Source organism: Nocardioides sp. NPDC023903 (assembly GCF_040639295.1).
Classification (GTDB): Bacteria; Actinomycetota; Actinomycetes; order Propionibacteriales; family Nocardioidaceae; genus Nocardioides.
On sequence record NZ_JBEZZS010000001.1, the window covers coordinates 348,629 to 364,965 of the forward strand.

General features: G+C 69.8%; 15 protein-coding genes. 1 reads left to right on the forward strand and 14 read right to left on the reverse strand.

Annotation, left to right across the window (positions count from 1 at the left end; genetic code table 11):
• Nucleotides 1-4: 4 nt before the first annotated feature.
• From AB0F44_RS01760 to AB0F44_RS01825, 14 genes are all read right to left on the reverse strand, one after another.
• The gene (locus tag AB0F44_RS01760; protein WP_357352060.1) at nt 5-1,105 is read right to left on the reverse strand and encodes a prephenate dehydrogenase; all 1,101 of its coding nucleotides are present in this window, start codon (nt 1,103-1,105) and stop codon (nt 5-7) included.
• Nucleotides 1,106-1,207: 102 nt separating this feature from the next.
• Complete coding sequence (locus AB0F44_RS01765; RefSeq protein ID WP_357352062.1) at nt 1,208-1,606, reverse strand: VOC family protein; 399 nt, start codon at nt 1,604-1,606, stop codon at nt 1,208-1,210.
• Complete coding sequence (locus AB0F44_RS01770) at nt 1,603-2,406, reverse strand: AraC family transcriptional regulator (RefSeq protein WP_357352064.1); 804 nt, start codon at nt 2,404-2,406, stop codon at nt 1,603-1,605. The genes AB0F44_RS01765 and AB0F44_RS01770 overlap by 4 nt, the downstream gene beginning before the upstream one ends.
• Nucleotides 2,407-2,537: 131 nt before the next feature.
• Nucleotides 2,538-3,827, reverse strand: a complete 1,290-nt coding sequence (thrS, locus tag AB0F44_RS01775) for a threonine--tRNA ligase (RefSeq protein ID WP_357352066.1) — start codon at nt 3,825-3,827, stop codon at nt 2,538-2,540.
• Nucleotides 3,828-4,029: 202 nt separating this feature from the next.
• The gene (locus AB0F44_RS01780) at nt 4,030-4,797 is read right to left on the reverse strand and encodes a pseudouridine synthase (RefSeq protein ID WP_160023742.1); all 768 of its coding nucleotides are present in this window, start codon (nt 4,795-4,797) and stop codon (nt 4,030-4,032) included.
• The gene (gene scpB / locus AB0F44_RS01785; protein ID WP_357352068.1) at nt 4,794-5,474 is read right to left on the reverse strand and encodes an SMC-Scp complex subunit ScpB; all 681 of its coding nucleotides are present in this window, start codon (nt 5,472-5,474) and stop codon (nt 4,794-4,796) included. The genes AB0F44_RS01780 and scpB overlap by 4 nt, the downstream gene beginning before the upstream one ends.
• Complete coding sequence (locus AB0F44_RS01790) at nt 5,467-6,378, reverse strand: segregation/condensation protein A (protein ID WP_357352070.1); 912 nt, start codon at nt 6,376-6,378, stop codon at nt 5,467-5,469. Before AB0F44_RS01790 ends, scpB begins: the two co-directional genes overlap by 8 nt.
• The gene (locus tag AB0F44_RS01795) at nt 6,375-6,743 is read right to left on the reverse strand and encodes a hypothetical protein (protein WP_160023748.1); all 369 of its coding nucleotides are present in this window, start codon (nt 6,741-6,743) and stop codon (nt 6,375-6,377) included. The genes AB0F44_RS01790 and AB0F44_RS01795 overlap by 4 nt, the downstream gene beginning before the upstream one ends.
• The gene (locus tag AB0F44_RS01800; RefSeq protein ID WP_357352073.1) at nt 6,725-7,720 is read right to left on the reverse strand and encodes a ParA family protein; all 996 of its coding nucleotides are present in this window, start codon (nt 7,718-7,720) and stop codon (nt 6,725-6,727) included. The genes AB0F44_RS01795 and AB0F44_RS01800 overlap by 19 nt, the downstream gene beginning before the upstream one ends.
• 258 nt (nt 7,721-7,978) lie before the next feature.
• On the reverse strand, nt 7,979-8,125 hold the full coding sequence (locus tag AB0F44_RS01805; RefSeq protein ID WP_350713896.1) for a hypothetical protein: 147 nt from the start codon (nt 8,123-8,125) through the stop codon (nt 7,979-7,981).
• A 30-nt stretch (nt 8,126-8,155) separates the two neighbouring features.
• A complete protein-coding gene (locus AB0F44_RS01810; protein WP_357352075.1) occupies nt 8,156-10,774 on the reverse strand; it encodes a DUF3516 domain-containing protein in 2,619 nt (872 codons plus the stop codon).
• Nucleotides 10,771-11,679: a site-specific tyrosine recombinase XerD gene (gene xerD / locus AB0F44_RS01815; RefSeq protein ID WP_357352700.1), complete on the reverse strand. Its 909-nt coding sequence runs from the start codon at nt 11,677-11,679 to the stop codon at nt 10,771-10,773. The genes AB0F44_RS01810 and xerD overlap by 4 nt, the downstream gene beginning before the upstream one ends.
• Before the next feature lie 198 nt (nt 11,680-11,877).
• Complete coding sequence (gene ald, locus AB0F44_RS01820; protein ID WP_357352077.1) at nt 11,878-12,993, reverse strand: alanine dehydrogenase; 1,116 nt, start codon at nt 12,991-12,993, stop codon at nt 11,878-11,880.
• Between the two features lie 136 nt (nt 12,994-13,129).
• Nucleotides 13,130-13,771, reverse strand: a complete 642-nt coding sequence (locus AB0F44_RS01825) for an NUDIX hydrolase (RefSeq protein WP_357352079.1) — start codon at nt 13,769-13,771, stop codon at nt 13,130-13,132.
• 52 nt (nt 13,772-13,823) lie between these two features.
• On the opposite strand from AB0F44_RS01825, the gene pepN reads away from it, so the two are divergent.
• Entirely contained in the window at nt 13,824-16,256 is a 2,433-nt protein-coding gene (gene pepN, locus AB0F44_RS01830) for an aminopeptidase N (protein WP_357352081.1), read from the forward strand.
• Nucleotides 16,257-16,337: the final 81 nt, after the last annotated feature.

Here is a 16,337-nt window from a genome sequence, read left to right on the forward strand (position 1 = left end):
GAGCCTACCGGTGAGCGACCCAACCCCGGGACTCCAGAACCGTCTGCATCCGGTCGGCCGCGTCGTCGGCCACGATCAGCTCCATGACACCGACCGGGCGGCCGGGGTCGTGGTCGATGCGTACGTCCTCGATGTTGACGCCGCTCTCCCCCGCGTCGGCGAAGAGACGGGCCAGGTTGCCGGGCTCGTCGGGCACCGTGACGTAGATGATCGCCTGCGCGGTCTGCGGCCGGCCGTGCTTGCCGGGGATGGCTCTTGTCCCAGCCTGCCCCTCCTTGAGAAGTACGTCCAGAGCGGCCGCGTCACCGGTGCCGACCGCCGCGATCATCTCGTCGAGCTGGGCGCGCACCTCGGTGAGCAGGTCGGTCACCGCGCGGGCGTTGCCGGCCACGATCTGGCCGTAGAGGCCGGGGTCGCCGGCGGCGACCCGGGTCACGTCGCGTACCCCCTGGCCACTGAGGCCGAGGTGTCCCTCCGGCGCCACCGCGAGCCGGCCGGCCACCAGGGCGGCCATCAGGTGCGGGACGTGGGAGGTGCGGGCGACGGCCTGGTCGTGGTCCTCAGGGCTGAGGGTGAGCGGAACGGCGCCGCACAGCGTGGCGAGCTCGCCGACCAGCTCGGTCGCCTCGGGGTCGGCCTCCTGGTGCGGAGTGACCGCCCAGGGCCGCCCCTCGAACAGCGTCGAGGTCGCGGCCAGCGGCCCGGAGCGCTCGCTACCGGCCATCGGGTGCCCGCCGACGTAGCGGCGTACGTCGCCGGGGCCGTGCTCGCGCACGTAGGCCAGCGGCGAAGCCTTCACGCTGCCGACGTCGGTCACGACTGCGTCGGGGCTGTCCGCGAGCGCGCGGGTGATCACCTCACCGAGGTGGGCCGGCGGGACCGCGACGACGACCAGCTGCGGCGTGTCGCCGGGCTTGCGGCGGCGGCCGGCCCCGAGGCCCGTCGCGGTGCGTACGTGACTGGCGACCGAGTCGCTCAGGAGCACGTCGAGCCCGGCGGAGGCACAGGCGAGCGCCACCGAGGTGCCGAGCAGGCCGACACCGACGATCTCGACCGGGCCGGCCAGAGTCGACAGCCCTCCCCCTGCTTCCCCGGTCTGTGTCATGTCTCCAAGGCTAAACGGTCGGTGCCTCCGGACCCTCCTCGTCTCAGCGCCTGCGGTGCGCTATCGCGGCCGGCGAGCAGGGTGTGCGATATCGCCCGGCGATCAGGACGGCTGGTAGCTACCGATGGACCAGGAGTTGCCCTCCGGATCCGTGACGGTGCCGCCACGGCCGCCGTAGTCCTGGTCGACCATCGGCCGGTCCACGGTGGCCCCGGCGGCGACCGCCTTGTCGAAGACGGCGTCGGGGTCGTCGGTGACCAGGTAGGCGGAGGACACACCGGTGTTCTTGATGCCGCCGACCTCGCGTACCTGTCCGAACATCAGCCCGCCTCCCCCAGGCCAGAGCCATTCCGCGTGGTGCACGATGCCGCCCTCGCGGTAGGTGGCGTGCTCGACGAAGCCGATTGCGCTCAGCCACGTCATCATCGCCTCGGCGTCCTCGAACGCCATCGACTGCCAGTACTTGATCTTCGCTACATCGTTCTTCTGCTCAGTGCTCATGCATCCGAGTCAACCGCTTGGGCGTCGGCCAGGTCTTGAACGAATGGGAACTCCTCACGCAGCCAGGTCGTCGGCGTACAGCCGCCGAACTCCTGCCACTCCCGGGTCAGGTGCGCCTGGTCGGCGTAGCCACAGACCGTCGCCGCCCGGGCCAGCGGCATCCGGCCGACGAGGCCGCGGGAGCGGTCGAAGCGCGCCAGCCGCTGGAACTGCTTCGGCGCCACCCCGGTCTCGGCGCGCACCAGGTCGCTGATCCGCCGGCGGCTGTAACCGACGTCGTCGGCCACCTGCTGCACTCCCGCTCCCCCGGTCAGCAGCGCCAGCGCACGCCCCACCTCCGCCCTCGGCCCGGGCTCGCCGTGGCGCGCCAGCGCCTCGACCAGGCTGCTCACCACCAACCGCGCCCACTGCCGCGGATCGGCCTCGGCCAGCCGCTCCGGAAGATGACGTACGCCACCAGGTGCCGCGACCTCGTCCAGGGCGAGGAGCTCGCCGTGCCACGCCGCGGCCGGCATCCCGAACAGCGCCCGCACCCCCGCAGTGGTAAGCCCCAGCTGTACGCCCCGCTGGGAGCCGTGATGATGGATCGCCGCCGGCCGAGTGTGCAGGCCCGAGACCAGTGACCAAGCCGTCACCGGCTCCGTCCCGCTCCCCCATGAGGTCACCAACGGCTCATCGACCGAGAGCACGAAAGTGATCTCGGTCGACGGCATCCCCCGATGCACCCCCGGCGCCCCAAAGTCGACGTCGTAGGTGACCAGCGAGGTGACATAGGGCCGCAGCACCTCCGGCACGGTCATATCTCGATGGTGCCACGGTCGGAGCGGGTTGCCCATGCACTATCGCCTCGCGCGGGGATGGTGTGCGATAGCGCGGGGCGGTGTGGCGGGCTGGGCTGATGGCCGCCGACCCGGGTCGACGGCCCAAGGTCTCACCAGGAGACATCAACCGCCCGCGACACATACGCCGCCTTCATCGCAGCTACCAGATCATCGACATCAACCCGACGCTCGACCCCCGCCGAGACGTCACGCACCTGAACCTGCCCCGCATCAGCCTCGACAGAGCCGATGACAGCGATCAACGGCTCCCGCCGACGACGAGACTCGCGGATCCGAGCACCGAGCGACCCGCCAGCGTCCAGACGCGGACGAAGCCCCTCGGCAACAAGCGCATCGACGAGCCCCCGAGCAGCAGCGTCCTGATCCGCGGAGACAGGGAGGACGGCGATCTGGGACGGCGCCAGCCACAGCGGAAGACGACCCTGGTAGCGCTCCAGGAGCGCAGCGGTGACGCGCTCCATCGACCCGACGGTCCCGCGATGGACCATCACGACCCGCTCTCGGGAGCCATCGGCGGCGTCGTAGCTCAGGTCGAACCGCTCGGGCTGATTGAAGTCGACCTGGACGGTGGCGATGGTCTCCTCCTGTCGAAGTGGAGCCCGAGACGATCCACTCTGTCCCGCAGGGTCGATGACCTGCAGGTCCAGTTTGGGTCCGTAGAAGGCGGCCTCGCCCAGGGCCACCACGACCTCGACGCCGGCCTCGGACGCTGCCTTTCGCAGCGCCTCCTCGGCACCGTCCCACTGCTCGACGGAGCCGAGGTAGGAAGGTGAGGCGTCGCGGAGGGAGAGGCGTACGTAGTCGACCCGCAGACCGAGGATCTCCTGTGCCTTTAGCGCCGAGCGCAGCGCCTTCCCCGCCTCCTCGGCCACCTGGTCGGGGCGGCAGAAGACATGGGTGTCGTCGAGGTTGATCTGGCGCACCCGGCTCAGCCCTGAGAGCACCCCGGAGCGCTCGGCGCGGAACATCGGGGCGAGCTCGTGCAGCCGGATCGGAAGCTCGCGGTAGGAGTGCTGGCGAGCCTTGTAGACCAGCGCATGGTGGGGGCAGTTGGCCGGACGGAGCACGAGATCGTCCTCGTCCGAACCCGATCCCATCGACATCGGCGGGAACATGTCCTCGGCGAACTTCGCCCAGTGACCCGAGCGCTCGAAGAGCCCACGTTTCCCGAGCACCGGGGTCTTGACCGGTACGCAGCCGTCAGCCCTGGCCAGGTCGGCCGCGAGCCCCTCCAGCTCGGCGAAGATGACCGCTCCGTCGGGCAGCCAGAGCGGCAGCCCGGAGCCGGCCAGTGGGTCGGTGGCGAAGATGGCGAGGTCGCGGTTGAGGTCTCGATGGTCGAAGCGGGGCTCGAGACGGTCTGCGGGGTCGAGGTTCATGAGTGTGCTCCTGGGTTTCGGCCACGGAGCACATCCACCAGAGACGAGAACCGCCCCGGAGCAATGCTCCGGGGCGGTCTGCGAAAAGTGGACAGCAGGTCAGCGCCGGAGTGGGTCCGGCGTCGTCGTGCTCATCGCGCGCTGCTGCATGCCGATCACCTTAACGGCTCGGGCAGGCGTACGCACCAGGGTTTCCGAGCCGTCAGAGCTCGGTGGTGTCGAGGAGCTCGCCGAGCTCCTCGCGGGAGAGGTCGCGCATCTCGCCCGGCTTCATGGTGCCCAGCCGGACCGGGCCGATCCGAGTCCGGGTCAGCCGGGTGACCGGGTGGCCGAGATGGTCGAGGAGACGCCGCACGATGCGGTTGCGTCCCTCGTGGATGACCAGCTCGATGATCGACTTGTCCTTGCGGGTCTCCATGATTCGGGCCTTGGTCACGGTGACCGGGCCGTCCTCGAGGGTGACGCCGGCGAGGAGCCGCTTGCGTACGTTGGGGAAGATCTCGCCACTGACCTCGGCGACGTAGGTCTTGTCGACCTCGTAGCTGGGGTGGGCGAGCCGGTGGGCGAAGTCACCGTCGTTGGTGAGGATGATCAGGCCCTCGGTGTCGGTGTCGAGACGGCCGACGTGGAACAGACGCTCCGGGCGGTCGGCGACCAGGTCGGAGAGGTTGCGGCGCCCCTCCGGGTCGCTCATCGTCGAGACGACCCCACGCGGCTTGTTGAGGGCCAGGTAGACCTTGCCGGAGATCGGCGGGAGCCGCTTGCCGTCGACGCGTACGACGTCCTTGCCGGGGTCGACCTTGGTGCCGAGCCGGGTGACGACCTCGCCATTGACCTCGACGGAGCCGTTGAGCATCAGGATCTCGCTGCCGCGGCGCGACGCGATGCCGGCCAGGGCCAGCAGCTTCTGGAGCCGGATCAGGCCCTCGTCGTCCAGCGGCAGATCGTCTCGCTCAGGCAGGTCACTCACGCTTGCGATTCTGCCGCATCGTCAGAGTCGGACCCATTCGCCGCGCCTTCTTCGGGCTGCGCGGCGAGCGCCTCTTGGCTGACCTGCTCGGTCAGCTCCTCCTCCATGTCGGCGAGGTCGGGCAGATAGGGAGCCAGCTCGGGCAGCTCGCCGAGGTCGGTGATGCCGATCCGCTCGAGGAAGTAGCCGGTGGTGCGGTAGAGGTTGGCGCCGGTCTCGTGGTCCTGCCCGGCCTCCTCGACGAGGCCGCGGGTGAGCAGCGTACGCATCACGCCGTCGACGTTGACGCCGCGGATCGCGGAGACCCGGGCGCGCGAGACGGGCTGCTTGTAGGCAACCACGGCCAACGTCTCCAAAGCCGCTTGGGTCAGCCGGGCCTGCTGGCCCTCGAGCACGAAGCCCTCGACGACGGCGGCGTACTCCTCGCGGGTGTAGAACCGCCAGCCGCCCGCGACGTTGCGCAGGTCGAAGCCGCGGCCCTGCTCGGTGTATTCGGCCGTCAGGGCCTGCAGGGCGTCGATCACCGCAGCCGTGGGGTGGCCGACCGCCGAGGCCAGCGATGCCGCCGCCAGCGGCTCGTCGGCGACCATCAGTACCGCCTCGAGCGCGGGCCGCAGGTCGGCGAACTCGATCGCCAGGGTGTCCTCGGTGGTCTCCCCGGTCGCAGCCTCAGTCATCGTCCTTCTCCCCGTCATCGGCGCCGCCCGCTGCGGGCGGCTGACCCTCGAACTCGTCCTGGATCAGCTCATCGACATCGAGAGCCTCGTCGCCGGTCCAGCGTACGGTCAGCTCGCCCAGCGCGGTGACCTGGTCGAAGGCGACCGCACCCTCGCGGAAGAGCTCCAGCAGCGAGAGGAACCGGGCCACGGTGGTGAGCGTGTCCGGCGAGTCGGAGCACAGGCCACGGAAGGTCACCTGTCCCCCGGCGCGCAGCCGCTCGATGACCAGCGCCGCCTGCTCCTTGACCGACACCTTCGAGCCGTGGATGTGGGACAGCCCGATCTCGGGCGGCCCCGGCTTGGGTGCCATGGCGGCGGCGGCGAGCTGGGCGAACTGGTCCAGCCCGATCCCGATCAGCACCTCCGGCAACAGCCCGGCGTAGCGCGGTTCGAGCTGGACCGAGCGCGGGTGGCGCTTGGACTCCTTCGCCAGCCGCTCGCCGAAGACGGCCGCGACCAGCTTGAACGCCTTGTACTGCAGCAGCCGCGCGAAGAGGAGGTCGCGCGCCTCGAGCAGCGCCAGGTCCTCCTCGTCCTCGACGTCGCCCTGTGGCAGCAGCCGGGCCGCCTTGAGGTCGAGCAGCGTGCTCGCGACCAGCAGGAAGTTGGAGGTCTGCTCGAGATCCCAGGACCCGCTGTCGGCGGCGCCCTTCTTGACGTACGCGATGAACTCGTCGGTCACCGTGGCCAGGGAGACCTCGGTGATGTCGAGCTTGTGCTTGGCGATCAGGCTGAGCAACAGGTCGAAGGGACCTTCGAAGTTGCCGAGGTGGACCTCGAAACCCCCGGTGCCGCTCGACTCCTGCTCGGCCCCCGCAGGGCCATCCGTCGTCGGCCCAGCCGGCATCTGCGTGACCGTCACTCGGCGAGCCGGTGCACGAGGGCGCTGTCGTCCCCGTACTCCTCCAGGTCGGCCAGCACGATCGCGAGCGCCTCGCGCACCAGCCGGCCGCGGTCGACCGCGATGCTGTGCTTGGCCCGCAGGTTGAGCCGGGCGTGCTCGAGGTCGAGCAGCTCCTCGGAGGTGATGTAGACCGTCATCTTCTCGTCATGACGTACGCGGCCGCTGGACCGCTTCTTGGCGGCCGGCGTCTCCTCGGCCGGCTCGGGCACGGCGTGCACCGGGCGAGCCTTCGCCTCGGCGGCGGGCCCCGCAGCGGCAGCACCGTCGGACGTACGCCGGAACAGATCGTCGGCGGCCGGAACCCTCACTCGCCGCGTTGCCATCGGGCCAGCACCTCCTTGGCGAGCATCCGGTAGGAGTCGGCGCCGGTCGAGCTGGAGGCGTACTCGGTGATCGGCTCGCCGACCACAGTCGAGTCGGCGAACTTCACGGTGCGGCGGATGACGCTGTGGAAGACGCGGTCGCCCCAGCCGTTGACGAGGGTCTCCATGACCTCGCGGCTGTGCATGGTGCGGCTGTCGTACATCGTGCCCAGTATTCCGTCGATCTTCAGACGCGGGTTGAGCCGCTCCTGAACCTTGTCGATGGTGTCCTTGAGCAGGGCGACGCCGCGCAGCGCGAAGTATTCGCACTCCAGCGGCACGACCACGGAGTCGGAGGCGGTGAGCGCGTTGACGGTCAGCAGGCCCAGGCTCGGCTGGCAGTCGATGAGGATCACGTCGTAGTTGGGAACGGCCGGAGCCAGGGCGCGTGCCAGGGTCTGCTCGCGGGCTACCTCCTGGACCAGCTGCACCTCGGCGGCGGAGAGGTCGATGTTGGCTGGGAGCAGGTCGACACCGTCGATGCCGGAGGGGACGACGACGTCGTCGAGCGTGATGTCACGCTCCATCAGCAGGTTGTAGACGGTCAGCTCGATCTCGTTGGGCTGGAGACCCAGACCGACGGAGAGCGACCCCTGCGGGTCGAAGTCGACCATCAGGACCTTGCGGCCGTGCTCGGCCAGCGCGGCACCCAGGTTGATGGTGGTCGTGGTCTTGCCGACGCCACCCTTCTGGTTGACCATCGCGACCGTACGCGCCGGGCCGCCGGTGGCGGGGCCGGGCTCGGGGAGGTTGGGCCAGGGGCGACCGGTCGGGCCCTTCTTGTTCTTGCCCGGACCGTCGAACGAGCCCGCGTCGGGCTCGGGAGCGTTGGCGCGCAGCCGGGCCGAAGGCGGATAGGCCGGCGGCGGGGCTGCCGGCGTCTGCGGAGGCATCTGCGGCGCGGTCGCGCCACCTGCTCCGAAATAGCTGTCTTCCATTCCTCCACCCCCGGTTCAGTTGCCGCGGCCCTGGGACGATCACGGCTAGCGGGTCTATATGTCGACACGGCGACTCTAAGACCCGGATCTGCGCGACTGTAGGAGCCGCGCCGGGCGTGTCACAAGGCAAATCCGGGTGATTCTGCTACGCGACCGGAATCTGTTGATGACCTGTGCACTTGGCGCACCGCCAGCCCCACAGGACAGGCCTCCGCTGTGGAGAAACCTGTGGATGAATCTCCGCTCGATCGGCGGCTCTCAGTGCGACTTACGGCGCTTCTGGAACTGGTCGTAGGCCTTGCTCGCAGCGTCCTTGATCTTCTTCTGGTTCTCGGGCTTGCGAGCCTCGTTGGCGATCTTGGCGATGGCCGCGACGACGACGGGGTTCTTCAGTAGCTTGCGCACGCCCCAACGCTAGCGGAACGGAGCAACCCGTCACAGCCGACGCATCGCCACCGTCGCCAGAACCAGCTCGCCGGCCTCGTCGCTCGCGTCCAGATCGGCCACCGCCTCGATCACCCAGTCGTGGTCGCCGGCCGGGTCGTCGAGGGTCTGGGTGACCCGCCAGATGCGGGTCTCGTCGTACGCCTCGTCATCCGCGTCGACGCCCGCGGGAGCGCCGCGCTCGGCGGTCCAGGTGAGCAGCTTGGGCGATCGTGAGTCGGCGGAGATGCCCACGTCGTCGTGCTCGGCGAAGTAGGCCTCCAGGGCGTCGTCCCAGCGGGACCTGGTCATCACGACATCGCGCGCGGGCTCGAGCCGGTCGGCGGCGGAGCGCTCCAGCGACATCAGCGTGTCGAGGTCGTCTCGCGAAACCGCGTCGACCCGCGCCCACATCGCGTTGCGGACCATGATCTCGAAGGCACGGGTCTGCTGGGACAGCGACCTCGGTGGCGGTGGCGCCTCGTGGTGGGCGACGGCCGACGGGATGTGCTCGGGGTCGGAGAGCGCCTCCCACTCGTCCAGGAGCGAGGAGTCGGTCTGCCGGATGGTCTCCCCCAGCCACTCGATGAGGTCCTCGATCTCGGGGCTCTTGTGGCTCTCGGGGACCGTGTGCCGGAAGGTGCGGTAAGCGTCGGTCAGATAGCGCAGCACCAGGCCCTCGGAGCGGGCGAGCTGGTAGCGGCGAACGACGTCGGTGAAGGTCATTCCCTGCTCGTACATCTCACGCAGGATCGACTTCGGGTCGAGGGCGTCCTCGGGCAGCCACGGGTGGGTGCCGCGGTAGACCTCGAAGAGCGCCTCGAGCCGCTCGGCCATCGGCTTGGGCCAGGTGATCTCCTCGATGAGGGCCATCCGTTCGTCGTACTCGACGCCGTCGGCCTTCATGTTCTCGATCGCCTTGCCGCGGGCCTCGTGCTGCTGGGCGAAGAGGATCTGGCGCGGGGGCTCGAGGACGGACTCGATCACCGAGACGATCTCGAGGGTGTGCTCCGGGGACTCCGGATCGAGCGTGTCCAGGGCGGCGAGGGCGAAGTGGGCCAGCGGCTGGTTGAGCGCGAAGTCGGCGGGAAGGTCCTCGGTGAGGACATAGCGCCGCCCGTACGCGTCAGGCTCGGCGAGCCTGGTCAGGACCCCGCTGTGGACCAGAGAGCGGGTCAGGCGCAGGGCCCGGCGGGCGAGCTTGAGCTGGGTGCGCTGCTCCTCGTGGTTGTCCATGGTGATCCGGCGCATCACCTCGAAGGCGTCCTCGTCGCGGGCGACGACGTTGAGGATCATCGAGTTGTCGACCTTCATCTTGCTCTGCAGCGGTTCGGGGGCGCCGTCGACGAGCTTGGTGAAGGTCGCCTCGGTCCACACGACCGTGCCCTCGGGCGGCTTCTTGAGCTGGGCCTTGGAGTTCTTCTTGCCGGCCTTGCGGCGCTCCTCGGACTTCGCCTTGGCCTTCTCGTTCTCGATGATGTGCTCAGGCGCCTGGACGACGACGTAGCCCTGGGTGTCGAAGCCCGCCCGGCCGGCCCTTCCAGCGATCTGGAGGAACTCCCTGGTCCGCAGGATGCGCTGGCGGCGGCCGTCGAACTTGGCCAGGCCGGTGAAGAGCACCGTGCGGATCGGGACGTTGATGCCGACGCCGAGGGTGTCGGTGCCGGCGATGACCTTGAGCAGCCCGGCTTGGGCGAGCTGCTCGACGAGCCTTCTGTATCTGGGGAGCATGCCGGCGTGGTGGACGCCGATGCCCTTCCTGAGGAGCTTGGAGAGCGTCTTGCCGAAGCCGGCGGCGAAGCGGACCGGTTCGAGCCGCCTGGCGATCTGGTCCTTCTCCTCGTTGGAGAGCTTGAGCCAGCCGGCGTTGAGCAGGGAGGTGCCGTGGGTGACGGCGTCCTTCTGGGTGAAGTGGACGACGTAGACCGGCGCCTGGCCCGTGGTGACGAGCTCCTCGAGGGTCTCCTGGAGCGGCGTGAGACGCCAGTCGAAGGTGAGCGGAACGGGTCGTTCCGCCTGGTCGACGAGGATGGTGTCGCGCCCGTTTCGCTTGGTCATGTCCTCGGCCAGGGCGCTGGTGTCGCCGAGGGTCGCGGAGAGCAGCAGGAACTGAGCCTGCGGGAGCTCGAGCAGCGGCACCTGCCACGCCCAGCCGCGGTCCGGCTCGCCGTAGTAGTGGAACTCGTCCATGATCACGAGCCCGACGTCGGCGTGCTTTCCTTCTCGCAGCGCGAGGTTGGCGAGCACCTCGGCGGTGCAGCAGATGATCGGGGCGTCGGCGTTGACGCTCGCGTCCCCGGTGAGCATCCCGACGTTCTCGGCCCCGAAGGTCTCGACGAGGTCGAAGAACTTCTCGCTGACCAGCGCCTTGATCGGCGCGGTGTAGAACGAGACCTTGTCCTCGGCCAGCGCCGCCGCGTGCGCGCCCGCCGCGACCAGGGACTTCCCCGAGCCGGTCGGAGTCGCCAGGATGACGTTGTCGCCGGCCAGGATAGACATGATCGCCTCGTCCTGGTGGGGATAGAGGCTGCGCCCACTCCCCTCGGCCCACGCCACGACCGCCTCATAGACGTCGTCGGGGCTCGCTCCGACCTTGGGGATCCAGTCGCCGGGTTTGGTCGAAACGGTCACAGGGCCCTCGGGTGTGCGGTCGCGAAGACCTCTCGGAGATTGTCCACGGTGACAAGAGTGTAGATCTGCGTCGTGGTCACCGACGCATGGCCCAGCAGCTCCTGCACGACACGTACGTCGGCGCCGCCGTCCAGTAGGTGGGTGGCGAAGGAGTGGCGCAGGGTGTGGGGCGAGACGTCCTTCTCGATCCCGGCGCGTTTGGCGGCGCGGGTCAGGACGGTCCAGGCCGACTGTCGGGAGAGGCGCCCGCCGCGGGCGTTGAGGAAGAGGGCGCCGCCTGAGCGGGCGGCCGCGAGATCGGGGCGAGCGCGGGTCAGGTAGGCCTCGACCGCCTCGATGGCGTAGGAGCCGACCGGGACGATCCGCTCCTTGCCGCCCTTGCCTCGCAGGAGTACGACGTGGTCGACCCGGTCGAGGTCGTCGACGTCGAGGCCGACCGCCTCGGAGATGCGGGCGCCGGTGCCGTAGAGCACCTCGAGGAGGGCGCGGTCGCGCAGTGCGAGCGGCGTCCCGGGCGCGCCCGCCGCCTCCAGGATCGCCTCCACGTCGGCCAGCGGCAGCGCCTTCGGGAGCCGCTTCTCCGCGCGCGGCGGCTTCACGTGGCCAGCCGGGTTGGCCTCGACCAGCCCGTCGGCCACCGCGAACTTGTGGAACCCGCGCACCGCGACGACCGTCCGCGCCGCCGAGGTCGCGCTGAGCGCCGGATGATCTTCGCTGCCTTCGCGCAGGTGCGCCAGGAACCCCGACACAGTCGCCTCCGAGACCCCGGCGAGGTCATCGACGCGCTGCTGGGCGAGGAACTCGGCGTACCTCCTCAGGTCACGCCGGTAGGACGACAGCGTGTTGGCCGCCAGCCCCCGCTCGACGGTGAGGTGGTCGAGGTAGGTGCGCATCGCGTGCTCCACCGCCGAAGCGGAGCCCGAGGCATTGGATACCGCCGTAGCGGAGCTCGAGACGTTCGATGCGGCAGTCACGGGTCCATCCAACCAGGGGTTGGGAGGAATACCCGGTTAACCGGGTATTCCGGCACTTCTCGGGCATTGCATTGCCAGAGAAGTGCCGGAATTGCCTGTACGGCGTGACTCCTGTGACTCCTGAGGAGATCAGCCGAGCACGTCCGCGAGCGCGACGGAGTCGATCCCGACCGCCTCGCCGACGGGGCCGTAGGTGAGCTGGCCGGCGTGGGTGTTGAGGCCCTTGGCGAGCGCGGCGTCGTCACGCAGCGCCTGGGTCCAGCCCTTGTTGGCCAGCGCGACGGCGTACGGCATCGTCGCGTTCGTGAGCGCGTAGGTGGAGGTGTTGGGGACCGCGCCGGGCATGTTGGCCACGCAGTAGAAGGTCGAGTTGTGGACCTGGTAGGTCGGGTCCGCGTGGGTGGTGGCGTGGGAGTCCTCGAAGCAGCCACCCTGGTCGATGGCGATGTCGACGAGCACCGAGCCCGGCTTCATCCGCGAGACCAGGTCGTTGGTGACCAGCTTCGGCGCAGCCGCGCCCGGGATCAGCACGGCGCCGATGACCAAGTCGGCCTGGAGAACCTGCTCCTCGAGCGCGAGCTTGTTCGACGCGAGCCCGTGGACCTGGTTGGAGTAGCGCCAGAACGACATCCGCAGCTTCTCCAGGTCGGTGTCGAGCAGCGTGACGTCCGCGCCCATCCCCAGAGCGATGTTGGCGGCGTTCTGCCCGGAGACGCCGGCACCGATGATGACGACCTTGGCGTTGGCAACACCGCCGACACCACCCATCAGCGTGCCGCGGCCGCCCTGGGCCTTGAGCAGGTTGTAGGCGCCGACCTGAGGCGCCAGGCAGCCGGCGACCTCCGACATCGGGTAGAGCAGCGGCAGCGCCCGGTTGGGCAGCTCGACGGTCTCGTACGCGATCGCGGTGACCTTCTTGGCCAGCAGCTCTTCCGTCAGCGGCTTGTCGGCGGCCAGGTGGAGGTAGGTGAACAGGGTCAGGCCCTCGCGCAGGCGGTGGTACTCCTCCGCGACCGGCTCCTTGACCTTGAGCACCATGTCGGCGTTGCCCCAGGTCTCGTCGGCATCGCCGAGGATCTTGGCACCGACCGCGGCGTAGTCGCTGTCCGGGATCGAGGATCCGACGCCGGCACCGGCCTCGACGAAGACCTCGTGGCCGTTGGCCACCAGCTCGTGGACGCCCGAGGGGGTGATCGCCACCCGGTACTCGTGGTTCTTGACTTCCTTGGGTACGCCGATTCTCATTGTGTTTCTTCCCCTGAATGTGGTGGTCCGTGGGTCTACGGGTCAGCCGGATGTGCGCCGCCTGACGCGGCATGTCTAACCCGGTGTGGCGCAAGTCACCAAATCACGTCGTTCGGTCCTGACCAGACCCCCCTGATCAGACTCTGCCACGAGATTTGAGAGCTGCGTACGCAAGCACGGCCTGGACGACCGGCGAGTCGGTCGCACGGCCGCTCAGCACGGCTTCCAGGAGCTCCTCGAAGGGCACCCAGTGGATGCTCATCTCAGCCTCCTCGTGCTCGAGCTCGAAGCCGTCACGATCCGTCGCGGTCAGACCGCGGGCGAGGAAGAAGTGGTGGATCTCCTCCGTGAGACCGGGCGAGGCGTACGTCGCGAGCAGCGGCGTCCACTCGGCCGCCTCGTGGGCCACCTCCTCACGCAGCTCGCGCACGGCGACAGCGAGCGGGTCCTCGCCGGGATAGTCGATCAGGCCGGCCGGCAGCTCGACGAAGCGTCGCTTGGCGGGGTGGCGGTACTGGGTGATGACCAGGGCCCGCTCCTCCTCGTCCAGGGCCAGCACGACAGCGGCGCCCGGGTGCTCGACGACCAGGCGGCGGAACGGCTCCTCGTCCTCGTGACCGGGACGATTGATCCGGTCGGCACGCAGCGCGACCACCCAGCCGTCACGGTGGAGGTCCTCGCTCGAGGCGACCGGCCAGCTCTCCGGGACGTCCCACTCGGTGAGCGGCCCCTGATCCAGTGGCACGGGCGAGTCGGAAATTCGTGCGTCCGATGTCATGGCCCGAGGCTACCCTCGGCTCATGTCAGAGCGATGTACTGAGCTTGTCGAAGTGACCTCCCCCGCCGCCCCTGCCTCACTCACCCAGGAGGAGGCGGCCGCGCGGGCCGCCACGGTCACCGTCGAGCGCTACGACATCGCGCTCGACATGACCGGTCTGCTGGAGGGCGAGACGCTCTCCAGCGTCTCCACGATCACCTTCTCCGCCACCCCCGGCTCGAGCACGTTCGTCGACTGTGTGGCCGAGGTCAGCGCGGCCACCCTCAACGGCACCGATCTCGACCTCGCCACGATCAGCGCCGGCCGGATCCCGCTCGAGGACCTCGCCGAGACCAACACCCTGGTCGTGACCGCTTCCCAGTCCGACACCGCCTCCTCCGAGGGAGTGCTGCGTACGGTCGACCCGTCCGACGGCAACGTCTACGTGTGGACCTCGTTCGAGCCCGACGACGCCCGCCGGCTGTGGGCCTGCTTCGACCAGCCCGACCTCAAGGCCGTGCACGGGTTCACCGTGGCGGCGCCCGAGCAATGGACCGTGCTCTCCAACTCCGCACCCGCGAGCGTCTCGGACGCGGCAGCCGGCGCGCGGACCTGGGTCTTCGAGGACACTCCCCCGCTCTCGACGTACGTCGTGGTGGTCAACGCCGGCCCGTTCGTCGAGGTACGCGAGGAGCGCGGCGGTTACGACCTGGGGCTCTACGCCCGTCAGTCGCTGCGCAGCCAGCTCGAGCGGGACCGGGAGGAGATCCTGCAGGTCACCGAGCACGGGCTGGCCTGGTTCGGCACCAAGTTCGGGATGCCGTTCCCGCAGCGGCGCTATGACCAGATCTTCGTGCCCGACATGGGCGGAGCGATGGAGAACTGGGGCGCGGTCACCCACAGCGACGTCTACCTCTACCGCACCGCACCGACCCACGCCGACCGCACCGAGCGCACCAACGTGGTCCTCCACGAGATGGCGCACATGTGGTTCGGCGACCTGGTCACGATGCGCTGGTGGGACGACCTGTGGCTCAACGAGGCTTTCGCCTCGTGGGCGGCCGTGTGGGCCTCGGCAGCGCTCCCCGACTACGCCGACGTGTGGGCCTCGATCGCGCTGACCGAGAAGAAGGCGGGGTATGACATCGACGCGACGCCCGCCACCCACCCGATCCGCGGCGTGGTGTCCAGCGTCGACGTGGCGATGGCCAACTTCGACGCGATCACCTACATGAAGGGCCAGGCGGTGCTGCAGCAGCTGCACGCCTACATCGGCGAGGAGGCCTACCTCGCCGGGCTGCAGGCCTACTTCGCCGAGCACGCCTACGGCAACACCGTCCTCGACGACCTGATGGGCGCCTTCGGTGCGGCCGCGGGCAAGGACCTCTCCGCCTGGACGACCGCGTGGCTCGACCACGCCGGCACCGACGTGATCACCCTCGCCGACGGCAAGGTCTCGGTCACCAGCGCCGACGGGACCGTACGTCCGCACCGGCTCGACATCGCCTCCTACGACGACTCCGGCGCCCTGCTAGCCACCACTCCGGTCACCGTGGCGGGCGAGCCCGTCGCGGTCTCGCTCCCCGATGCGGCCGCTCACCTGGTCAACGCGACCGACGTGACCTTCGCGGCCGTGCGCTCGGACGAGGCGAGCGAGACCTGGCTCGGCCGGAATGCCGGCCTGCTGCCCGACGCGGTGGCGCGCGCGGTCGCGGTCAACAGCGCCTGGACCGCCCTGTTCCGCGGCGAGATCGCCGGCCCAGAGGTCGTCGCACGCGTCCTCTCGGTCCTCGAGCGCGAGCGCAACCCGCAGGTCACCGGCGAGTTCCTGGGCATGGCCGTCACCGCTGCCGAGCTCTGGACGGCGCCCGAGCGGGTCGCCGAGCAGCGCGCGCTGGTCGCCGGGGCGGCCGCGGCGCTCGCCGAGGACCCGGCCAACCGCGACACCGCTCTTCGCGTCCTCGCCTCGCACGCCTCCACGCCCGAGCAGCTCGCGCTGGCCGAGCGCGGGGCTGCTGGGGACGTACAGGTGGCCTGGCGGCTGCTCGGGCGGCGCGCCGAGACGGGTGACTACGACGCCGAGGCGGTCACCGCCCTGGAGGTCCGCGACCCGGACCCCGAGTCGTGGGTCAGTGCTCTGGGCGTACGCACGGCGCAGCCGCTCGCGGAGGCCAAGGAGGAGGCCTGGCAGGTGACCATGATCGAGCGCCGGCTGCCGCGCACCGACGGCGGGTACGCCCTGAGCTCGGCGTTCTGGCGGCCCGACCAGGAGGAGATCCTGGCGCCGTACGCCCAGCGCTACCTCGACGCCGTCGCCGACATCAGGGGTGGCGGGCTGCTCGCCTACGGGCTCCAGCTCCGCTTCTACCCGGTGCTGGCCGGTGAGGACGTCGCCGCTACCGCCCGCGCCGCCTGTGAGAGCGGCGCGCTGGTCCCCTTCGTCCGGCAGACGGTCATCCGTCTCGCCGACGTGCATTCGAGGCAGGTCGCGGCTCGCGCGTTGTGAGCCGATCCGGCATCGGCGTAAACATCGGCGCAGCCGGGATCGAGAAGGTATGGCCCGCGAGAACGCCGGGTACCCCTCGTG